The sequence below is a fragment of the Neisseria sp. P0001.S005 genome (assembly GCF_051963715.1).
Window position 1 is genome coordinate 1 of the sequence record NZ_JBQCTZ010000061.1, and the last position, 18,432, is coordinate 18,432.

General features: G+C 46.6%; 17 protein-coding genes. 6 read left to right on the forward strand and 11 right to left on the reverse strand.

Going from position 1 to position 18,432, the window contains the following annotated elements:
* The 10 genes from ACTHSP_RS09450 to ACTHSP_RS09495 form a co-directional block, all read right to left on the reverse strand.
* A partial coding sequence (locus tag ACTHSP_RS09450; RefSeq protein WP_440346015.1) for an FAD:protein FMN transferase occupies nucleotides 1-548 on the reverse strand: 548 nt, incomplete at its 3' end.
* 119 nt (nucleotides 549-667) lie between these two features.
* A complete protein-coding gene (locus tag ACTHSP_RS09455; RefSeq protein WP_070646263.1) occupies nucleotides 668-1,162 on the reverse strand; it encodes a nitrous oxide reductase accessory protein NosL in 495 nt (164 codons plus the stop codon).
* Nucleotides 1,159-1,989, reverse strand: coding sequence for an ABC transporter permease (locus ACTHSP_RS09460; RefSeq protein ID WP_070646258.1), 831 nt, complete (start codon nucleotides 1,987-1,989; stop codon nucleotides 1,159-1,161). The genes ACTHSP_RS09455 and ACTHSP_RS09460 overlap by 4 nt, the downstream gene beginning before the upstream one ends.
* Nucleotides 1,986-2,885, reverse strand: a complete 900-nt coding sequence (locus ACTHSP_RS09465; RefSeq protein WP_070646255.1) for an ABC transporter ATP-binding protein — start codon at nucleotides 2,883-2,885, stop codon at nucleotides 1,986-1,988. The genes ACTHSP_RS09460 and ACTHSP_RS09465 overlap by 4 nt, the downstream gene beginning before the upstream one ends.
* 56 nt (nucleotides 2,886-2,941) lie before the next feature.
* Nucleotides 2,942-4,321 carry a nitrous oxide reductase family maturation protein NosD gene (locus ACTHSP_RS09470; RefSeq protein ID WP_440346016.1) on the reverse strand — a complete coding sequence of 460 codons (1,380 nt, stop codon included), beginning with the start codon at nucleotides 4,319-4,321 and terminating at the stop codon, nucleotides 2,942-2,944.
* Nucleotides 4,322-4,519: 198 nt separating this feature from the next.
* On the reverse strand, nucleotides 4,520-6,487 hold the full coding sequence (gene nosZ / locus ACTHSP_RS09475; protein ID WP_070646250.1) for a TAT-dependent nitrous-oxide reductase: 1,968 nt from the start codon (nucleotides 6,485-6,487) through the stop codon (nucleotides 4,520-4,522).
* A 109-nt stretch (nucleotides 6,488-6,596) separates the two neighbouring features.
* Entirely contained in the window at nucleotides 6,597-8,870 is a 2,274-nt protein-coding gene (locus ACTHSP_RS09480; RefSeq protein WP_314513335.1) for a 4Fe-4S binding protein, read from the reverse strand.
* A 483-nt stretch (nucleotides 8,871-9,353) separates the two neighbouring features.
* Nucleotides 9,354-10,415 carry a trimeric porin PorB gene (gene porB / locus ACTHSP_RS09485; protein ID WP_314513334.1) on the reverse strand — a complete coding sequence of 354 codons (1,062 nt, stop codon included), beginning with the start codon at nucleotides 10,413-10,415 and terminating at the stop codon, nucleotides 9,354-9,356.
* Nucleotides 10,416-10,729: 314 nt separating this feature from the next.
* Nucleotides 10,730-11,575 carry a tRNA pseudouridine(38-40) synthase TruA gene (gene truA, locus ACTHSP_RS09490; protein WP_314513332.1) on the reverse strand — a complete coding sequence of 282 codons (846 nt, stop codon included), beginning with the start codon at nucleotides 11,573-11,575 and terminating at the stop codon, nucleotides 10,730-10,732.
* Nucleotides 11,576-11,805: 230 nt separating this feature from the next.
* Nucleotides 11,806-13,791, reverse strand: coding sequence for a FimV/HubP family polar landmark protein (locus ACTHSP_RS09495; RefSeq protein WP_314513339.1), 1,986 nt, complete (start codon nucleotides 13,789-13,791; stop codon nucleotides 11,806-11,808).
* Between the two features lie 353 nt (nucleotides 13,792-14,144).
* Between ACTHSP_RS09495 and ACTHSP_RS09500 the strand changes: the two genes are divergently transcribed.
* From ACTHSP_RS09500 to dtd, 6 genes are all read left to right on the forward strand, one after another.
* Nucleotides 14,145-14,678, forward strand: a complete 534-nt coding sequence (locus tag ACTHSP_RS09500) for a septation protein A (protein WP_314513330.1) — start codon at nucleotides 14,145-14,147, stop codon at nucleotides 14,676-14,678.
* Complete coding sequence (locus tag ACTHSP_RS09505; RefSeq protein WP_004519663.1) at nucleotides 14,678-14,968, forward strand: YciI family protein; 291 nt, start codon at nucleotides 14,678-14,680, stop codon at nucleotides 14,966-14,968. Before ACTHSP_RS09500 ends, ACTHSP_RS09505 begins: the two co-directional genes overlap by 1 nt.
* A complete protein-coding gene (locus ACTHSP_RS09510) occupies nucleotides 14,965-15,237 on the forward strand; it encodes a BolA family protein (RefSeq protein WP_440346017.1) in 273 nt (90 codons plus the stop codon). The genes ACTHSP_RS09505 and ACTHSP_RS09510 overlap by 4 nt, the downstream gene beginning before the upstream one ends.
* Before the next feature lie 69 nt (nucleotides 15,238-15,306).
* Entirely contained in the window at nucleotides 15,307-16,179 is an 873-nt protein-coding gene (locus ACTHSP_RS09515) for a peptidylprolyl isomerase (protein WP_314513326.1), read from the forward strand.
* 44 nt (nucleotides 16,180-16,223) lie between these two features.
* Nucleotides 16,224-16,988 carry a peptidylprolyl isomerase gene (locus ACTHSP_RS09520; RefSeq protein ID WP_314513323.1) on the forward strand — a complete coding sequence of 255 codons (765 nt, stop codon included), beginning with the start codon at nucleotides 16,224-16,226 and terminating at the stop codon, nucleotides 16,986-16,988.
* A gap of 96 nt (nucleotides 16,989-17,084) precedes the next feature.
* Nucleotides 17,085-17,546: a D-aminoacyl-tRNA deacylase gene (gene dtd / locus ACTHSP_RS09525; protein ID WP_314513322.1), complete on the forward strand. Its 462-nt coding sequence runs from the start codon at nucleotides 17,085-17,087 to the stop codon at nucleotides 17,544-17,546.
* A 187-nt stretch (nucleotides 17,547-17,733) separates the two neighbouring features.
* Here dtd and ACTHSP_RS09530 read toward each other — a convergent pair.
* Nucleotides 17,734-18,432, reverse strand: a 699-nt coding sequence (locus ACTHSP_RS09530; RefSeq protein WP_440346018.1) for an IS5 family transposase, incomplete at its 5' end; no start/stop codon positions are given.

An 18,432-nucleotide genomic window follows, 5' to 3' on the forward strand; every position in this document is an offset into this window, starting at 1 on the left:
GCAAAACGGATTTCTTTGGTATCAAAATCGACTTTGTTGAAATCCACTAATTTGAGCGTGTCTTTGATACTGCGTTCAGATGGCGGCGTTTCGGTTTTAGGGTTTCGTCTGAAATGATCGGCATACAGATTCCACAATGGCTGAATGCTGGGATCAAATGCACCCCGCGTCAGCTGATGGATATCTCGACTAATGCTGAGCAGCTGCAAAAAATCGGATGGCGGATTTTTCAGACGGCCTTCTCGGTTTAAGCGGCTAATCAGGCTGTCGTCCCGATACAGGCTGAAGATTTTTTCCAACCGTAAAACTTCCGCCAATACTTTGTTGACCAATATTTCTGCCTGCTTGCGCTCAACGCCAAACAAACGCAACTCCGCGCCCGAGCCTAATGCAATCCCTTTCCAGATAACAGGCTGTCCTTCTTGATTTGGGCTGGTCGGATGAGTCGGCTGATTGGTTTTGCGGCTGATGGCAAAAGGAATGCCGACACCGGCGGCAAGGGTGGCAGCTATGGCAAGGAAACGGCGGCGCGTTAAAGGGGTGGACATAAAGTATTCCTTAGATTTTTTATCTTTATATTGAAAGCCGCATTCATTAAATCAGCAATCGACAGCTTCCAACACAAAGGCCGCCTGAAACTATTTCAGACGGCCTTTTATTGATTGTTTTATTTGAAAATGTATTCGTCGGGCATCTCTGCAAAACCGACTACTCTGCCGCCTTTTTCTTTGGCGAATTTTTCAGCCTGAGCCTTGTCGGCAAACGGAAGCGCGTCTTCCGCACCCATGCCGCCGATAAAGCTGCTTTCAATAACGTAATAGGCTTTTTTCGCATCTATCCATTCGGCATCGGCATTGGGTTTTTCCCAATCTTTGACTTTGCCCATATCGGTAACATAGATGGCATGAATGCCTTTAGGCTCTTCGGGCAGTTTGGTGTAGCCAAACATCTGCTTGATGGTGGAAAACCAAACCGGTTTGTCAGGTTTGCCGTTCAAGAAGATTTGCGCTTTAGGGCCGTTGTGTTCAGTCAAATTCATGCTGCAGTAATGACCCACTGCGCTGTCGCTGATTTGTTGGGGCGCAGGCGGAGGGCTGTTGTCCTGCTTGCTGCAGGCTGCCAATGCGATGAGTGTGAAGGTTGTCAATAATATTTTTCTCATATTTGTCGCTTTCCGAAAATCCAGGCGGCTAAAATCAAAGGAATGATAACCCATAATATCTGAGCCGTCAGCAAAACAGGCATACTCAGGCTGATTTGTTCGCTCAAACCAGCCATACCTGCGTACATCGCGGTGTTTTCATAACCGGTCAGATTGAGCAGACGGTAAATGTCGGAAGGATTGAACAAGAGAATGGTTTCCACTACAGGCGCGGTAATGACTTGTTCGGTATCAGCAACCAAAACACCTAAAAGCGCCATATCGAAAATAACGACAAAAAACAGCCATACGCCGATGGCGATACCGGCGGCGGTACCGCGTTCTTTAACTTTTGCGCTGATCAAATAGCCCATGGACAAAAAGGCTGCGCCAAGAATCACGCTGGCAGCAATCAAAAGAGCGAAAGGTTGCCATGCGGCAATATCAAAACCGCCGTTGGCAAGCTGAAGGGTAATACCTGCCAATCCGTAGCCTGCCGTGGTAGCAAGAGCAAGAATGATGAGGTGGCCGATAAATTTACCGGCAAGGATTTGGTTGCGCGAGATGGGGTAACTTAGCAGCAACGCCATTGTACCGCGCTCGATTTCGCCAATCAGTGCATCATAAGAGAGCAACATCGCAATCAGCGGAATCAAGAAGATAGACAGGCTGGACAGACTGACTACGGTTACCGTCAAGGGATCAACCTTGACCGAACCGGTAGGTGAGCTACCGAGAAAGCCTAATGACAGTGCCAATGCGGCAAGCAAAAGTGCGGCGGCAAGAACCCAACGGTTGCGCAGGCTGTCGCGGACTTCTTTGCCGGTAATAATCCAAACGGGGTTCATACGTCTTCCCTCTTCAAGAATTGCGCGTACATATCGTCAAGTGTAGGCGTGTGGATATCGATGTAGGCAAGACTGCCCAAATCACCCAATTCGCTCAAAAGAGCCATGCGCTCTTCTGCTTTACATTGTGCTTGGTATGACAGGCCGTCTGAAAGTAGATGCCAACGCTCGCTCAACGGGCGCGCTTCTTTCAAACGGACATTGACGGTCAGCGGCAGACCGCTTTGAACATGCAACTCATCCATGCTGCCGTCGGCAACTTTCACGCCGTTTTTCATGACGATGATGCGGTCGGCGTGGCCGTCAAGCTCGGCCAGTGCGTGGGTGCTGAGTAATACGGTTGCGCCGCGCCCATTGAGTTCGCGCACAACTTCATAAAACATTTGGCGTGAAGCCGGGTCAAGGCCTGTGGTCGGTTCGTCAAACAATAAGACTTTAGGCTCACCCAACAAGGCCTGTGCCAAAGCGAGACGCTGGCGCATACCTTTGGAGTAAGTGCCGACACGGCGGCGTGCCGCTTGAGAAATGCCGACACGCTCGAGCAATTCACGGTTTTTACTCAGGGGCTGTTTTTTAAGTTTGGCATAGAAATCCATGGTTTCGATACCGGTCAATGAAGGGTGCAATGCAACCGTTTCAGGCAGGTAACCGATTTGGCTGCGACGCTGCGCGCCTGCTTTACTGCCGGTCGGCTCTCCCAAAAGCATCACTTCGCCCTTGGTCGGCGTAATCAGGCCGAGTATCAGCTTCATAATGGTAGATTTGCCTGCACCGTTGTGTCCTGCCATGCCGACGCTCTCGCCAGCCTTGAGAACCAGATCGACTTGATTGACGGCCTTTTGGCTGCCAAACTGCTTGGTCACGTTTCTCAATTCAACGTGGTTGGTACTGCTCATGGATATTCCTCTAGTGAATGTTTCAGACGGCCTTTGATATTGGGCCGTCTGAAAGGTTACATATTGGCATTTCCGCCTGTCAGCGCACCGTTTTCGGCATTACCCCATTCGGATTGGTGCGTTTTTGCTTCATGCAGCAATTCGTCCTTCATGGCTTCGTATTTGGTTGTCGTTTTATTGCGGACAGGGTTCATCAAAGGCTTGCTGTCAATTACGCCGCCAGGCAGGATGGCGGGAAATTGCGATTGCGCCCATTTGACAATACTGATGGCAGGGCTGTTCATCAATAACCGGGCGACGGGCGCACGCCAGATGATTTGGTCAATAATCCCGTTGGGACGGTAGGCACTGTCGCCGAAGCCGTCGCCGTCAAGGTCAAAGGCGCTGTTATCACTCCAATAGTTGCCGCGACCACCCTCGCCCCAATCAAGGAAACGGGTGCTGACGTATTTGACTTGGCTTTCGTTGTTGATAAACGAATTATTGAACAGGCTTGTGCCTTCAATGGCCGCGGTAAAGTGAATACCGATTTGACAGTTTTCAAAATGGTTGTCGAAAATTTTATTGTAGTTGGCATTGTAGGCAAACACGCATTTGCCTGCCTTGTTGATCACATTATCGTGAATTTCGGAATAATTGACGTAGTTGAGCATAATGCCTTGGTCGCGGCTGCCAACGGCAATGTTGCCATACACTTTCAGGCGTTCGGAAAACATCAGCACATAACCCATGTTGTTGCCGACGGAGATATTGTTGCTGACTTCGCTGTCATTGGTGTACATATAATGGACGGCAAAGCGCAAGTCACTAAAGCGGTTGCCTTTGTAGGTATTATGGGTACTGGTATTTGAAAAAATACCGTCACGGCCTTTGGAAATATCGTTATCGACCACTTGCGCACCGGGCGCATTCCAGACAGTTACGCCGTTGCCGCGTTCGTTGATGCGCAGGGTTGCATCGCCGATGATTTTATTTTCCCGCACCATGGATTCTGCCGCACCGTGAATATATACGCCGACAGAATTGTCGATGATGTTGTTATGCTCCACCAGCGCGCGCGTTGCCGTCTCTTCTAAATAGATACCGGCATCCATTGCCGGCAAACTCATGCCGGAATGGGAAACAGTCAGATTGCGCAAAGTTACATCAGGCGCATGAACGGCAACCGTCCTCCCGCTCCGGTCGCCAACAATCTTGGCGGAACGGTCGGCAGGGCCTTCGATGGTAATGGGTTTGTCGATATAGAGTTTGGTTTTGTATGTACCGGAGGCAAGCTTGAGCGTATCGCCGGCTTGGGCGCGCGCCAAAGCATCATTGAGATTGTCTTGTGCGGATACGTTGATGACTGCAGCAAAGGCCGTCTGAACCATGCTGCCAAGCAGCAATACGAGTGCGGCACGTTGCCATTTGGAACGATGGATTTGTGTGTGCGTCATAATCATATCTCTGTTTCAGACGGCCTGCTTGCCGCATGATAAACTGATGCGGAAACAGGTATTTTGGTGTTATAGCAAAGCTGTCTGATGATGGCTTTCATTTTGTGGCCATATCGGCCGACAAACAACTTTGCTATAAAGGCCGTCTGAAAGAATGTTTTTTCAGACGGCCTGAAGAATTAAATCATCAAACCGAAATTATTTTGGTTTAACAATCATTTGGCCAGACATTTCCATATGCAATGCGTGGCAGAACCATTGGCAGTAGTACCAGTGTACACCTGGACGGACAGCCTTGAAGGTTACAGAAGATGTAGCTTGCGGGCCAATCTCCATAGCAATGCCATAACCTTCCAAAGTAAAGCCGTGAGTCAAGTCTTCAATGGTCTCAACGTTGGTTACATATACGGTAACTTCGTCGCCTTGGTTCACTTCAAATTGAGGAACGCTGTAAGCAGGCGCAACGGCAGTCATGTACACGCGTACTTTGTTGCCTTCACGTACGACTTTGGCAGCTTTTTCCAGCTCAACACCGTCTTTTTGAGCTTGTTCCAAAGCTTCTTGCCAGAACCATGGGTCTTTGCGGTCCCAAGTTTTGCTTGGGTTCACTTTAGACGCGGCAACCAAGCACAAGTCGTGTGGTTCGGCAAAAGTCGGATTGTCATGCACCAGACGCATTTCGTCGCCGGAGATATCGATCAATTGGTCACACTCAGGTTTCAAAGGACCGGCATTCAAGAAGCGGTCTTTAGAGAACTTGTTCAAAGATACCAACCATTTACCGTCGGCTTCTTTGGTTTCGCCCATGGTAGTGTGGTTGTGGCCCGGTTGATAGTGAACGTCGAGTTTTTGTTTGATCGGATCGATTTTCTCGCCTTTATAGGCTTTAATCGCATCGTCGATGTTCCATTTCACCATTTGGCTGTCGATAAACAATGTGGTATAGGCATTGCCGCGACCGTCAAATGCAGTGTGTAATGGGCCAAGACCCAGTTGAGGCTCGGCTACGACAACATCGCGCTCTTTGATTTTACCTGCAAACAAGTCATCCAGTTTGCTGACATCCAATACGGTAACGGTTGGAGACAGTTTACCGTTGAGCATAATGTATTTGCCGTCAGGGCTTGCATTACAGCCGTGAGGAGAGTTAGGAACCGGGATGTAACGAGTGTATGGAGAGTTGGCTTCCGCACGACCGTCCAACATTTTCACGCCGTTAACCTCTTTGAAGTCGCCTTTTTTGATGCCTTCTTCGATGGCGGCCAGGTTAAATACCACACACCAGTCTTGTTCGTTAGAAGATGCACCTTGTACAGTCAGAGCGCGCTCAGAGTTATAGCAGGTAGAGAAAGAGTATTTACCTTGGTAGTCGGCATCGCCGTTGTCCAAGTTACCGTCTACCAGAACTTGCCATGCGATTTCCATGGTTTCGCCATCAATTGCGGTATAAACGGCATTCCAAGTTTTCGCATCATCCCATTTGCCTACGCCGTCAACTGGAACAATGTGTTCGCCGTTAGCAAAAACATAACCGGTTTTTGGATAACGTTGCGGACGCAGACCGTGGATACCTGAAGCATTAGGAATATCGATGATTTTATCGGTTTTCATTACATCCAAGCGGACGCGGCAAACACGGGTATTTGCTTTATCGTTGGCATATGCATAGCGGCCGTCGTAAGTTTGATCGGTAAAAGACAAGTGCGGGTGGTGCAAGTCGCCGTTAGGGTAGCAGCGCAGACCGCTGTCTTGCAGAAATTTACGGGTTTCCGGCGTAATTTTTTCATTCAAAATACGCAGGCTCTCGTTGGTACGACCCCAACCGGTAGCGCTGTCCATATTGAACACAGGGATACGCATCAATTCACGCATAGAAGGTACGCCGATCAAGCGCATTTCGCCTGATTGACCGCCTGACAAGAAACCGTAGTATTGGTCAAGTTCGCCTGGACCGACTTCGGAAGTTTGTTTGCCCGGTTCGGCAGAATGAGCAGCAGCTTTTTCGGCAGGTGCAGCACCGGAAGCAGCAGCTTTATCACCCTCGCCGTTAGAGCAACCGGCCAAGCCCAACAAACCAGCACCGGCAATACCTGCACCGGAAGCAGCGGCAGTACCTAAGAATGAACGACGGCTTAAGCCGTTTTGTTCTAATTTTTCGTCTGACATACGACACTCCTTGGATAAAATCCGGCGGCCGATTTTTCAGACGGCCTGCCGATGAAAAATTTTCTAAGTCGGGCTGCCGATACAGCCCTCTTTTTTTATTGATAAATTACTACTTGTCGACACTGATTGCCGATTCTTTTTTAACAAACTGGACGACTTGTTCTTGGGCATTTTGCGTCGCTGCCGCATCATGCTGTTCAGCTTTTGCCGCCGCCTGTTTTTGTTTTTTCTTATTCGTTGCCACTACTTGAGGGCAACGCGTATCGTGATGATACATTACCTGACAATGCAGACATTGGATACATTCGTTCGGATGAATGTCGCCTTCAGGTGCGATTGCCTGTACTGGGCATTCGTGTGTACAAATCTGGCATGGGTTACCGCACATTTTATAACGGCGCAGCCAATCAAACACACGGAAGCGGCCCGGCAATGCAATACCTGCACCCAAAGGACACAGATAACGGCAGAAGAAACGTTCGATGAACAAGCCTGCAATCAGCAAAGCGGCGGCGAACAGAACAAACCACCATTCACGCATGAATTTCAAAATAATTGCAGTTTTGAAAGGCTCAATTTCAGCAAATTTTTCAGCCGTACCCAAATCGTACAGAGAAATTGCCAACAAGGCGAAGAAAATTACATATTTAATCGCACTCAGACGGGTATGCAACAAGTGTGGCACTGTAATTTGTTTCAGACCCAATTTTTTAGCGATACGGTTGGTTAACTCCTGCAATGCACCAAAAGGACACAACCAACCACAGAATGTACCGCGGTTCCACAACAGCATGGTCGCCGCTGTAAAGAGCCACAAAATGAATACCAGCGGATCCATCAGGAAAAATTCCCAGTGGAACTCAGTCAAAACAGCTGAGAACAACGTCAAAGTATTCACTACCGATAATTGTGCCTGAGCATACCAGCCGATATAAAACAGCGTAAAGGTCAGGAAACAAAGACGGAATCGGTCATACCATTTTTCGTAACGGACAATCCAATCTTGGAACAGGAATACCAACAGAAGAATTGTCAAAGCAATACCGACAACCACGATTTGACCTTGTTTGGCTTTCCAAACCTGTTTCCAAAGTTGGTTGGATACGCCTTCCTCAGCCGTTGCATCTTCTGCAATACCTGTACTTTCTTCCGGAGCAGAGGCTGCCACAGCCATCGGCTCAACCGGTGCACTAATTTCAACCGGCGGTGCTTTAGGATCGTCAACGTAGTAGCCTTTTGGCAATTCATAATCCAAATCGGCAGTTACAAATGCCTTATCATTTACGCTCAATACGCGTTGAATCATCAATTGTAAACGCCATGGCTCAGCACCATCAAATTCCACACCTTCGGGAATAGTGAACCAAGAAACTTCTTTAAATGCAGGCGCACCTTCGGCGGATAAAGCAACTACACGTTCATGTTGCGCATCGGTAAAGCGGAAGCTGGTATCGCCTTGAATCATTTCAATACGGTCAAAGATACCGCCGCGGACATAACCCGAACCTTTCCAAGAATAGCGACCCTCGCCGGCCACCATCACGGCTTCTTGGCCAGGTTTCAAACGTTTTTGCAGGTTGTTCCAACCGGCTTCACCTAAAAGGCTTTTACCGATGGAAGGTTGGCTGACCAAGGCAACATACAGATCAATAAATGTATCATTACCATCGCCCTGCTCCGCATGATCTGCCACGCCTGCTTTACCGCTTTTCTCAAACAGTTTATTGATTTCGTCGATAGAAATATGCAGATGACCGACGGCTTTTTGTTCCAAAAGCGCATTCCATGACAGGATATCTTGTTTGTCTTGATTGGCAACACGACGCGGACGAGTTTGAACGGCAGGTTCGGCAGACTGTTCGCCGGAAGCAGCTGCCGTACCGGCTTGAACTGCTTTATCTGTACCCAAATGATATTGATGGATTACTGCTTTAACAGAGCGCTGAATACTGTCATTGATGACCATCAGGGTTACAGTCGCACCACTAATAATATCCCCTGGTGCAACACCTGGTTGAGGCGGGTTTTTAATAAAATTTAAGCCGATATATTTGTCAATGAATTTATCGACACGGGATTGCGGGATACCGATCAACATAATCGGCTCATGGTGTTCAACCAATTTTGCGCCGGCAATAGTACCATCATTGGCCAATGCAACCATCGTATCGATCGGTTTACTCGAATAACCGCGCGTATTGACCACGTCAGTCGTGATATAAACCAAGCCAAGCTGCTCTTCGCCCTTGTACACGCGAGCAACCAAAGGCTTACCTTCCGGTTTGCCGTAGCGATCAGCACCGGGGAAAATTTCAGAAGGCTGAATTTTTGCCAAGAAATCAGGCAAGCGCTCCGCATAAGCAGGCAGGCTTACTATCATCATAGAAAACACAGCAAAAAGCACAAGGATTCGTTTCCAAATGCCACTTAAGCACTTCATTTCAAGACAGGACATGGCTATTCCCGATATATCGATACTCTAAACACTTATATTATATGAATCATCTATCGGCAATAATTTGATTAAAATCAAGTTTACAAATCTTAAAACCAGATTCTACATACTAATAATACTTTAGAACTACATTAAATGAACCTTTTATTATTAGGCATGAAACATAGAAAAATCAACTCAATCCAATAATCATCCCTATATTATTAACTTATTTATAATAATACTCAAAATAATTTCCAAAATTTCATTTAGCATATATTGAATAGAACCTGACTTAAATTTCCATAGGCCGTCTGAAAACGAATATTGAAAATACTTTAACCTACCCCTGCAATGACAAAATACATTTCTTACAAAAACAAAAAGAGCCTGTATAAAACAGGCTCTTTTTCAGACTAATCTTAAGTCAGATTAGAATTTGTGACGCAGGCCAACAGTACCAGCAGTTTTCTCGTATTTGTAGTCGCCTTTGCCTTCTTTCAACCAGCCGGCAGACAACAGGGCAGAAGTGCGTTTAGAGAAGTCGTAGTCAGCACCAACGATAACTTGGTTGTAAGCGCTGTTCTTTTGTTTCACGCCTTCTTCTTTAGCTTTGAAACCGTGAGCGTAAGAAACACGAGGAGTTACGTTGCCGAAGCGGTAAGCAGCAGTTGCACCAACTTCAGTACGTTCGTTTTTCTTAGCACCAGCTACGTCAGCTTTGAAGCCTTCGTATTGACCTACAACAGCAACCATCAGGTTGTTAGCATCGTAACCAGCAGTCAGACGGTGAGCTTGGTGATCTTTGTAAGTACCAGCAGCCAAAGTAGTATTGTGGTTGAATGCATCCAGGTAACCAGAAGTCAAGTCAGCACGTTTAGCATAAGAACCAGCGTAGCGACCGAAGAAACCAGAGTTCTCGTAGTTCAAGCCTAAGTCGTAAGATTCACGGCTTTTCACAGCGTGATCGTATTTATCGCCAGGGTTAGCATTGTCGCGAGGTTGGTATTGTACGCTTGCGCTGAAACCACCAAACACAGGAGTGTCGTAACGTACAGATACTTTACGAGTATCTACACGTTTGATTTTACCCAATTGCAGAGCGTCTGCGTTAGCATTACTAGATTCCCAAGGGTCGAAGCTGTCGCTACTGTTTTTCAGAGAAGTATCCAATTTACCAGCACGAACTTTACCGAAACCGCCTTCCAAGCCCAAGAAAGATTCACGGGTCGCGAAACCAGAATCACCACCGGCGATAGAAGTGTTTTGTTCAACTTGCCAAATAGCATTCAAGTTGCTACCCAAGTGTTCGTGGCCTTTGAAGCCGATGCGAGAACCGTAGTCAGCAATCTCAGTAGCAGTTTTAGAAGTAGTCTTACCTTCTTTTACTTTAGAAATTTCAACGCCGGCTTTAACTTGACCGTACAGAGTCACATCAGCCATAGCTGCAACAGGCAGAGCTGCCAAAGTCAGAGCAATCAGAGATTTTTTCATTGCTGTATTCCTTTTCTATTGTGAAGAAATAACTTAAGCAGACCGGACAATCCGCTTAGGCTTACATTATCGCTGGAATCAGCGATTCCATGACTGTTACTATAATTGCTCCTCTCTAAAAAAACAAACTTTATTCAATCCACCCCCACCACCCTTGAAACCCGGCAAAGGCAAACACAGCCTAAAAAAAGGAAATTTATTATTTAAAATCAATGATAAATTTCTTTTAAAACCAATTGTGCATTTTTACAACACTTTATTAATTTACACATCAATCACGCTATTTTGTTGCTTTTATACCAACAATCCGTCAATTAGGCCGTCTGAAAAACATTACCCGAAACATCCATCCACTCAGGCAGAGGCAGTTTTACCACCCCAAACTCATCAGGATAATCAACGCCTGTCAAATACAGGCCGTCAGACATAAAAGTCGGAGGTGCTTTCAATCTGCTTCTTGCATGAAAGATTGACTGAAATTCATCCACACTGATCCTGCCACTTCCCACATATACCAATGCGCCCATAATATTGCGCACCATATGATGCAAGAATGCATTTCCATGCAAATCAAGGCACAAATAACGAGGAGTCCCACTAATACTTGCCCTATATAGCGTTTTTATAGGCGATTTTGCCTGGCACTCAGCCGCACGAAAGCTGGAGAAGTCATGTTCACCCTCCAATAAAGCAGCAGCCTGCCTCATCAGATTTAAATCTAATTTCAAATGTGTCCACCCTATCCTGCCGACCAACAACGGAGAGCGAACCGGAGATGACTCCAGCAAATAACGGTAATGCCGGCCATAAGCATCAAATCGAGCATTAAAATGAGGTGCAACTTTTTGCGCAAACAATACAGCCACACCGTCAGGCAAATGCGCATTGACTCCACGCACCCACGCTTGCTCCGGACGGCTTACAGATGTATCAAAGTGTACGACCTGAGCTGTCGCATGTACACCCGTATCTGTCCTTCCCGCAACAATAGTATTAATCTGCTCTCCTGCTATTGAAGTTAATGCCTGCTCTAAGGCCGTCTGAACAGTCGGCAGGTCTCCTGCCTGTTTTTGCCAGCCATAAAAACGGCTTCCGTCATAAGATAGGGTTAAAGCCCAACGCTGAACGGAATGTCCTGTTGTATTCGTTTGTTCGGTCATTTTTGATACTTCTTATAAATGGATATTGTTGCCCACGCTCAAATAACAGATATTAAAAGGCGTGATCATCACACGCCTCTCATCATGTATTTCAGACAGCCTTATCTTCGTCCACCATAGAACTGCCATGCAATACTGTCATATCTAAAAATGGATTCAGCCCAAATCTCATTTTTTAATTTACCATAAAAAAGATGCCGTCTGAAACGGCATCTTCATTTAACTGACACTTATGCGCCAAGTTCTTTCATCAGTTTTTGGGCTTTATGCAGAATATCGCCTTCAGCCTCCTCAATCAGCCCTTGCAATGTTTCTCGAGCCGCTTCAGGATCACCGATTTCGATATACATCTTAGCCAAATCATATTTGGCTTCAAGCGGTGCAGTCATGCCAACTGATTCTGAAACAAAGCCTCTTTCACTATTGCTTTTATCGGCGGCTACTGAAACATCTTCAGCTCCCCATTCCAATGCACCTTCTTCAATCACAAACTCAGAAGCAGCTTCTTCTTTCTCTACTTCTTCTTTGGTTCCTTGAATTTGCAAGTCTTGATCTTGCTTGACCTCGAATGGCAACGCATGACCGTCTGAAGCTTCAGGGGTTTCTATCATAAACTCGAGTGGCTCTTCATTTCTTGACTCGGAGACTTTTTTCTCTGCCGCCAAATCAAACTCAGCAAATGTATTTGCCTGCTCTTCTTTACGTTCAGGCATAACAACAGATACTGGCTGATACGGATTTTCTGGTTCAGGCTCGTACACGCTTTCCGTTGATTCGATATTGTCCCAATCAGCATGGCGACGTTGCTCTGTCTCAACATCATGCGTTACTGCACCTGAAAGAATACCTGCCTGACTATTGTCAATCTTACCCAAATCAAGTTTGACATCATTAATATTGGAAGATTCTTCTACTTCATTGATAACCACATCATCTTCAAAATCGTCTTCAATCAGCAGGCCGTCTTGAGTTTTTTCAGACGGCGTTACTTTAGTTGCAGCAACCGCAGCAGCTGAAGCAGCAACATCTTTCTGTACAGCCTTCTCTTCATCTTTACGGCTTACAGGTGACGCTTCCGGCTCATCTTTACGTTTACCCGCAGCTTTTAACAACAACCAAGCAGCAATAAGGGCTGCACCGCCTGCCAATAACCATTTCCATAAATTGCCGTCTGATTCGCCTTCTGTTTGCTCCGCGACAGAATCCGTGGTTGCAACAGGCTCAGAAGCCATTACGTTCTCTTGAGCATCAGAAGCCATAGCTTCTTGAATATCGGACGCAGGAACAGTCGATGCGGCATTTTCATTAACAGCTGCAGATGCTGCTTGTTCTGTTTGTTCAGCTGAAGCTTGTTTCACTTCTTCCTGCTGCTGTGTATTTACGCCAGCATCTTTAACCTGGGCTTCAGTTTGAGTCTCAGGCTGAACAACAGGTTTTTCTGTTTTAGCTTCTGTTGCATTAACGGTTTCATTGCCTTTTTCTGCCGCTGTATTGGTTTTAACAGGCGCAGAAGCAGCCAAACGTTGCAATTCGCTACGATTTGGAATATTCAGCACTTTACCTGCCAACATACGGTTGGCATTATTATCAATAAACACATCCGGATTGGCATTTACCAAAGCCTGGATAGTTTGATCCAAGGTCATACCCTGCGGACGGATGCTGGACGCAATAGCAATCAGGGTTTCACCCGTACGCACCAAATGCTGTCTGCCTGAACGTGCAGCTGTGTCGTTTTTAGCAGGGGCCGTCTGAACTTGTTTTTTCTCAGCCTTACGCTGCACATCCTTACGCGCTTGAGCTGCCTGATTACCTGCTGCTTTATTGTTTTTAGTTGCAGGCTGTTGGGCATTGCGTGTCGGCTCGAAGGATTGGGATTCGGCAGCTTGACGGGGGCGGACGGATGCCGCATCTTTAGCGTCGTATCCGGCCGGATCGATGATGGCAGTGTATTCACGCGATTGCGCGCCGACACCTACTTGGAAAACCAAAACAGGATCTTTAATGGCTTTGGAAGAACGAATCGTAACGACTGCCTTATCGCCTGATTTGCGTACCGCCGCGCGCAAATTGCCATTTGAAATAGTGGCCTTACCGTCATTAAGCAGAGCCTGAGCTTCCTCGCCAGTCACAGTGATACTACCTGTAAAAGGCTCACCCAAATGAGATTGAACGTTCAAACCGCCCAAACCTGCAGAAGCGCTGAGCGATGTCATTAAAGCGATAGAAGCTGTAATTAATTTAATATTGTGATGTTTTTTCAAAACTGATCCCCTGTTCGGAAATTATGGTACTAACCAATATGCGCGCATTTAACCATATATTTACTAGATATTACGTCATGATATATTTTTAACCCATTTCTGCCAAGCAATACAGGCCACTCAGCCTGAAATTCCTTAGTAAATCTATTACTTTTGCATGCTTGTGTTTCTTTTTTACAAATTTCTCTAACCCAAAACAAATATTTTATATAAATATATGCGGCATTAAAGTCATGAGGGAAGGTGCAAAAAAACACATCTGCCTGTATGATTAGCATTTACTCAATTAGTTTCACCATTAACATATGAAAGTTTTGAGCGACTTATTCGCCGTATTCTTATTTTTCATTACATACATCATCACCAAAGACATGATTGCCGCAACGGCTGTTGCGGTTGTAGTCGGCATAGCCCAAGCTGCGCTGACCTTTTGGAAACACCGCAAGCTGGACACCATGCAATGGATCAGCCTGATTTTGATTGTCTTTTTTGGCGGTGCAACGATTTTACTGAAAGACAACCGCTTTATCATGTGGAAACCGACCGTTCTGTTTTGGATCGGCGCGATCGTCATGCTGTTCAGCCACCTTGCCGGTAAAAACGGGCTTAAAGCCGTCATGGGCAAAGAAATGCAGCTCCCTGATTTTGTATGGACACGCCTGACTTATGCATGGATTGGCTTCCTGATTTTTATGGGTGCGGCCAACCTCTTTGTCTTTACGTATTTTCCAAACCAATGGGTCAATTACAAACTGTTCGGCACATTGGGTTTCACAATCATTTTTTCCATCGCACAGGGTATGTATCTGATGCGTTTCCAGTCTAAGGAGGATCAATAATGGAATATTTCATGCTTTTGGCTACTGATGCCGAAGATGTCCACGAAGCACGCATGGCGGCCCGCCCTGCTCATTTGGCACGCTTGGAAGAATTGAAAGCGCAAGGCCGTCTGCTGACTGCCGGCCCCAATCCTTTACCAGATAATCCAGAACGCGTTTCCGGCAGCCTGATTGTGGCTCAATTTGAATCTTTGGACGCTGCACAAGAATGGGCAGAACAAGACCCTTACGTTGATGCCGGCGTATACGCAGAAGTATTGATTAAACCCTTTAAAGCCGTGTTCAAATGAGCAATATTCGTCAAATTATCGAGGAACGCCTGCGAACGCTTGAGCCTGAGTTCTTCGATTTTGAAGATGAAAGCCATCTGCATGCCGGCCATGCCGGTAATAAAGGCGGCGGGCATTACGCCATAGTGGTGGTCAGCAACGCATTTGAAAACATTGGCCGTCTCCAGCGGCAACGTATGATTAAACAGCTTTTGCAGAACTTGTTTTCAGACGGCCTAATTCATGCACTCAGTATCAAAGCAGCTACGCCAGACGAATACTTCCATTAAGATTACCGCCTAAACTTTGATTTCTAATCATTAATTCATTTCCAATCATTAATTTAAACGAGAAATACGATGAAAAAAACCTACTTTGCTTCAACCTTGATGCTTGCCCTGACTTCCGGCACCCTGTTTGCCCAAACTTTGGTTACCATCAACGGTCAAGCCATCGACAGCAGCGTTATTGATGACCAAGTTGCTTCCGTACGCGCCAGCAACCCGAACGTTCAAGACACTCCTGAATTGCGTCAAATGCTGACTGAACGCCAAGTTATCAGCACTGTTGTTACCCAAGAAGCCAAAAAATTAAAACTGGATCAAAGCGCTGAATTCAAAGCTGCATTGGAGCAAGCGCGTGCCGATGCCGCCAAGCAAGGTGCAGATAAAAAAGCCACATTCAAAACCGAATGGGCAGTTTTTGAAAATGATTTGTTAGGCCAAGCTTTCGCGGCACATATCGTCCGTCAATATCCTGTCCAAGAAAAAGATGTCAAAGCCGCTTACAACGACTTCAGCAACTTCTATAAAGGTACTCAGGAAGTCCAACTGGGCGAAATCGTGACCGACAGCAGCAGCAATGCCCAAAAAGCCATTGCCGATTTGGACGCGAAAAAGAGCTTTGTTTCGGTATTGAACCAATACTCAATTGACGAAGCGGCCAAAAAAGCCGGCGGTATCCCTAAAGCTTATGTTCCGCTTAAAGATTTGCAAGAATCAGCGCCTCCGCTTTACGCTGCTGTTAAAGACCTGAAAAAAGGTGCACACACTAAAACGCCGCTGCAAAACGGTAATTTGTACGCCGTTTTCTACGTCAATGACCGCCGTAACGTTACCGTACCTTCTTACGAAACCGCTAAAAACGAGATTGGCAGCGACTTACAGGCAGCCCGTGTTGATGCTGCCATTCAATCATTACTGAAAAAAGCCAGCATCAAAGTCAACAAATAATATAACGTGCCCGCCGTGATAGCGGCGGGCAATAAGGAACTCACATGAACATCAAGCCCAAAACTGCCGTTTTGGCTATCCTCGCCCTATCAACCGTCGGCTTGGCAACCGCCAAAGCACCTGAAATCGATCCCGCGCGTATCGACAGCATGGTCGCCGAAGTGTTGAGACAGGCCGATCAACGTCCCAACCAGACTGCCAAACCCGATGGTCAGGCAATCCGCAAAGATGTGGTTACACGTTTGCAGACTTTGGAAATTTTGAAAAATGAAGCCATCAAGGCCGGTTTGGACAAAGATGCGGAAGTGCAGAATCAGTTTAAAAACGTTGAGGCTGAGTTTTATGCCAACCAATACGCTGCTTATCTAGAACGCCAAACTGTGGTTGACGATGCCGAGTTGCGCCGTTTCTACGACCAGCAAACACGCGTTATCAAGCTGCAACAAGTCAACTTTGCGTCAGCCGAAGAAGTACGCGCCGCGCAAGAACTGCTGCTCAAAGGCTTGTCATTCGAAGAGCTGATGAAGCGCTATCCTAACCCAGAACAAGAATTTGACGGCTTCATCTCTCCGCAGCAGCTCTCTCCTCAACTGGCTACCGCTTTTGCCGACTTGAACCGAGGCGATGTAACGCATGAACCAGTTGTAATAGGAAACCGTTTTTACCTATTTAAACTCAGTGCAGTAGAACGCGATTCTAAAGCAAAACCTTTCGAACTGGTGCGCAATCAGCTTGCCCAAGCTGTCAAACGGCAAAAAGTCGAGAATCAGATCGAACGTATCTTGAAAAACAACGGCATTAATCCGTAAATTAATTCAATAGTTTCAGGCCATCTGAAACCATATTTGAACACAGAGGGCGTATCTTACGCCCTTTTCTACAACTCCTTGTATTCACAAAACATCATGCGCGCCGTTATCCAAAAAGTTACCCATGCCAAAGTTGACGTTTTGTCCGAAAACTCCTGCGAAACCTGTGGCGAAATCAACAACGGATTTATGATATTGCTCGGCGTTACCCACACCGATACAGAAGTAGACGCCAAATACATTGCAGACAAAACTGCCAATCTGCGTATCTTTGAAGACGAAAACGGCAAATTAAATTTATCGCTCAAAGATGTCGGCGGCTCGATATTATTGGTTTCCCAGTTTACCCTTTACGCCGATGCGCGCAGCGGCCGCCGCCCTTCTTTCTCCAATGCCGCGCCCGCAGAACAAGCAGATAAACTTTATCAATACACCGTACAACTTCTACTCAAACATGGCTTGACAGTCGAAACCGGCAGATTCCAAACCCATATGCAGGTCTCCCTTTGCAATGACGGGCCGGTTACCTTACTGCTTGATTCGCAAAAAACATTCTAAATCCCATCAAAAAAGGCCGTCTAAAATATTTCAGACGGCCTGAGACCTTTGCAAAATTCCTTTCCTTCCAACAGCCAAAATCCAAACACAGGTTTTCGGCTGTTTTTGTTTCAAATATCCACTGATTCTACCCAAATCCCCCCTTAATCCTCCTTGGATACCTGATAATCAGGCATCCGGCCGCCTTTTAGGCAGCAACAGGCGCACTTAGCCTATTAGCTGCTTTCAAAAGGTTCAAACACATCGCCTTCAGATGGCTTTGTGCACTCACTTTGCTCAGTCCGAAGTAGGCTGCCCGGGCATAGCGGAATTTACGGTGCAGCGTACCGAAGCTTTGTTCAACCACATAACGGGTCTTCGACAAATACCGGTTACGTTTGGTTTGCACTTCCGTCAGCGGATGGTTGCGGTGGGCTTTGCGCATAATGCCGTCCTGCAGCCGATGCTCTTTCAGATGTTGCCGGTTTTCCTCACTGTCATAGCCTTTGTCGGCATAGACGGTCGTACCTTCGGGCAGTCCTTCCAACAAAGGCGACAGGTGTTTGCACTCATGGGCATTGGCGGGGGTAATGTGCAGTTTCTCGATATAGCCTTCCGCATCAGTACGGGTATGTTGTTTGTAACCGAGTTTGTATAAACCGTTTTTCTTTGTCCAGCGGGCATCGCTGTCTTTACTCGGTATGGTTTGGCCACTGACTTGTCCTTCTTCATCGACTTCTATGGCCTGACGCTGTTTGCTGCCGGTGGTCTGAATAATGGTGGCGTCAATGACGGCGGCGGATGCTTTCTCTACTTTTAGGTTTTTTTCGGTCAGTTGGCGGTTAATCAGTTCCAGCAATTCGGACAGGGTGTTGTCTTGCGCCAGCCAGTTGCGGTAGCGGCATAA

Bases quoted from the DNA above. Each gene is read 5' to 3' on its own strand.
- ACTHSP_RS09455 (WP_070646263.1), bottom strand. From the start codon at position 1,162: ATGAGAAAAATATTATTGACAACCTTCACACTCATCGCATTGGCAGCC.
- ACTHSP_RS09460 (WP_070646258.1), bottom strand. From the start codon at position 1,989: ATGAACCCCGTTTGGATTATTACCGGCAAAGAAGTCCGCGACAGCCTG.
- ACTHSP_RS09465 (WP_070646255.1), bottom strand. From the start codon at position 2,885: ATGAGCAGTACCAACCACGTTGAATTGAGAAACGTGACCAAGCAGTTT.
- ACTHSP_RS09470 (WP_440346016.1), bottom strand. From the start codon at position 4,321: ATGACGCACACACAAATCCATCGTTCCAAATGGCAACGTGCCGCACTC.
- nosZ (WP_070646250.1), bottom strand. From the start codon at position 6,487: ATGTCAGACGAAAAATTAGAACAAAACGGCTTAAGCCGTCGTTCATTC.
- ACTHSP_RS09480 (WP_314513335.1), bottom strand. From the start codon at position 8,870: ATGATGATAGTAAGCCTGCCTGCTTATGCGGAGCGCTTGCCTGATTTC.
- porB (WP_314513334.1), bottom strand. From the start codon at position 10,415: ATGAAAAAATCTCTGATTGCTCTGACTTTGGCAGCTCTGCCTGTTGCA.
- truA (WP_314513332.1), bottom strand. From the start codon at position 11,575: ATGACCGAACAAACGAATACAACAGGACATTCCGTTCAGCGTTGGGCT.
- ACTHSP_RS09495 (WP_314513339.1), bottom strand. From the start codon at position 13,791: ATGACATCGCTCAGCGCTTCTGCAGGTTTGGGCGGTTTGAACGTTCAA.
- ACTHSP_RS09500 (WP_314513330.1), top strand. From the start codon at position 14,145: ATGAAAGTTTTGAGCGACTTATTCGCCGTATTCTTATTTTTCATTACA.
- ACTHSP_RS09505 (WP_004519663.1), top strand. From the start codon at position 14,678: ATGGAATATTTCATGCTTTTGGCTACTGATGCCGAAGATGTCCACGAA.
- ACTHSP_RS09510 (WP_440346017.1), top strand. From the start codon at position 14,965: ATGAGCAATATTCGTCAAATTATCGAGGAACGCCTGCGAACGCTTGAG.
- ACTHSP_RS09515 (WP_314513326.1), top strand. From the start codon at position 15,307: ATGAAAAAAACCTACTTTGCTTCAACCTTGATGCTTGCCCTGACTTCC.
- ACTHSP_RS09520 (WP_314513323.1), top strand. From the start codon at position 16,224: ATGAACATCAAGCCCAAAACTGCCGTTTTGGCTATCCTCGCCCTATCA.
- dtd (WP_314513322.1), top strand. From the start codon at position 17,085: ATGCGCGCCGTTATCCAAAAAGTTACCCATGCCAAAGTTGACGTTTTG.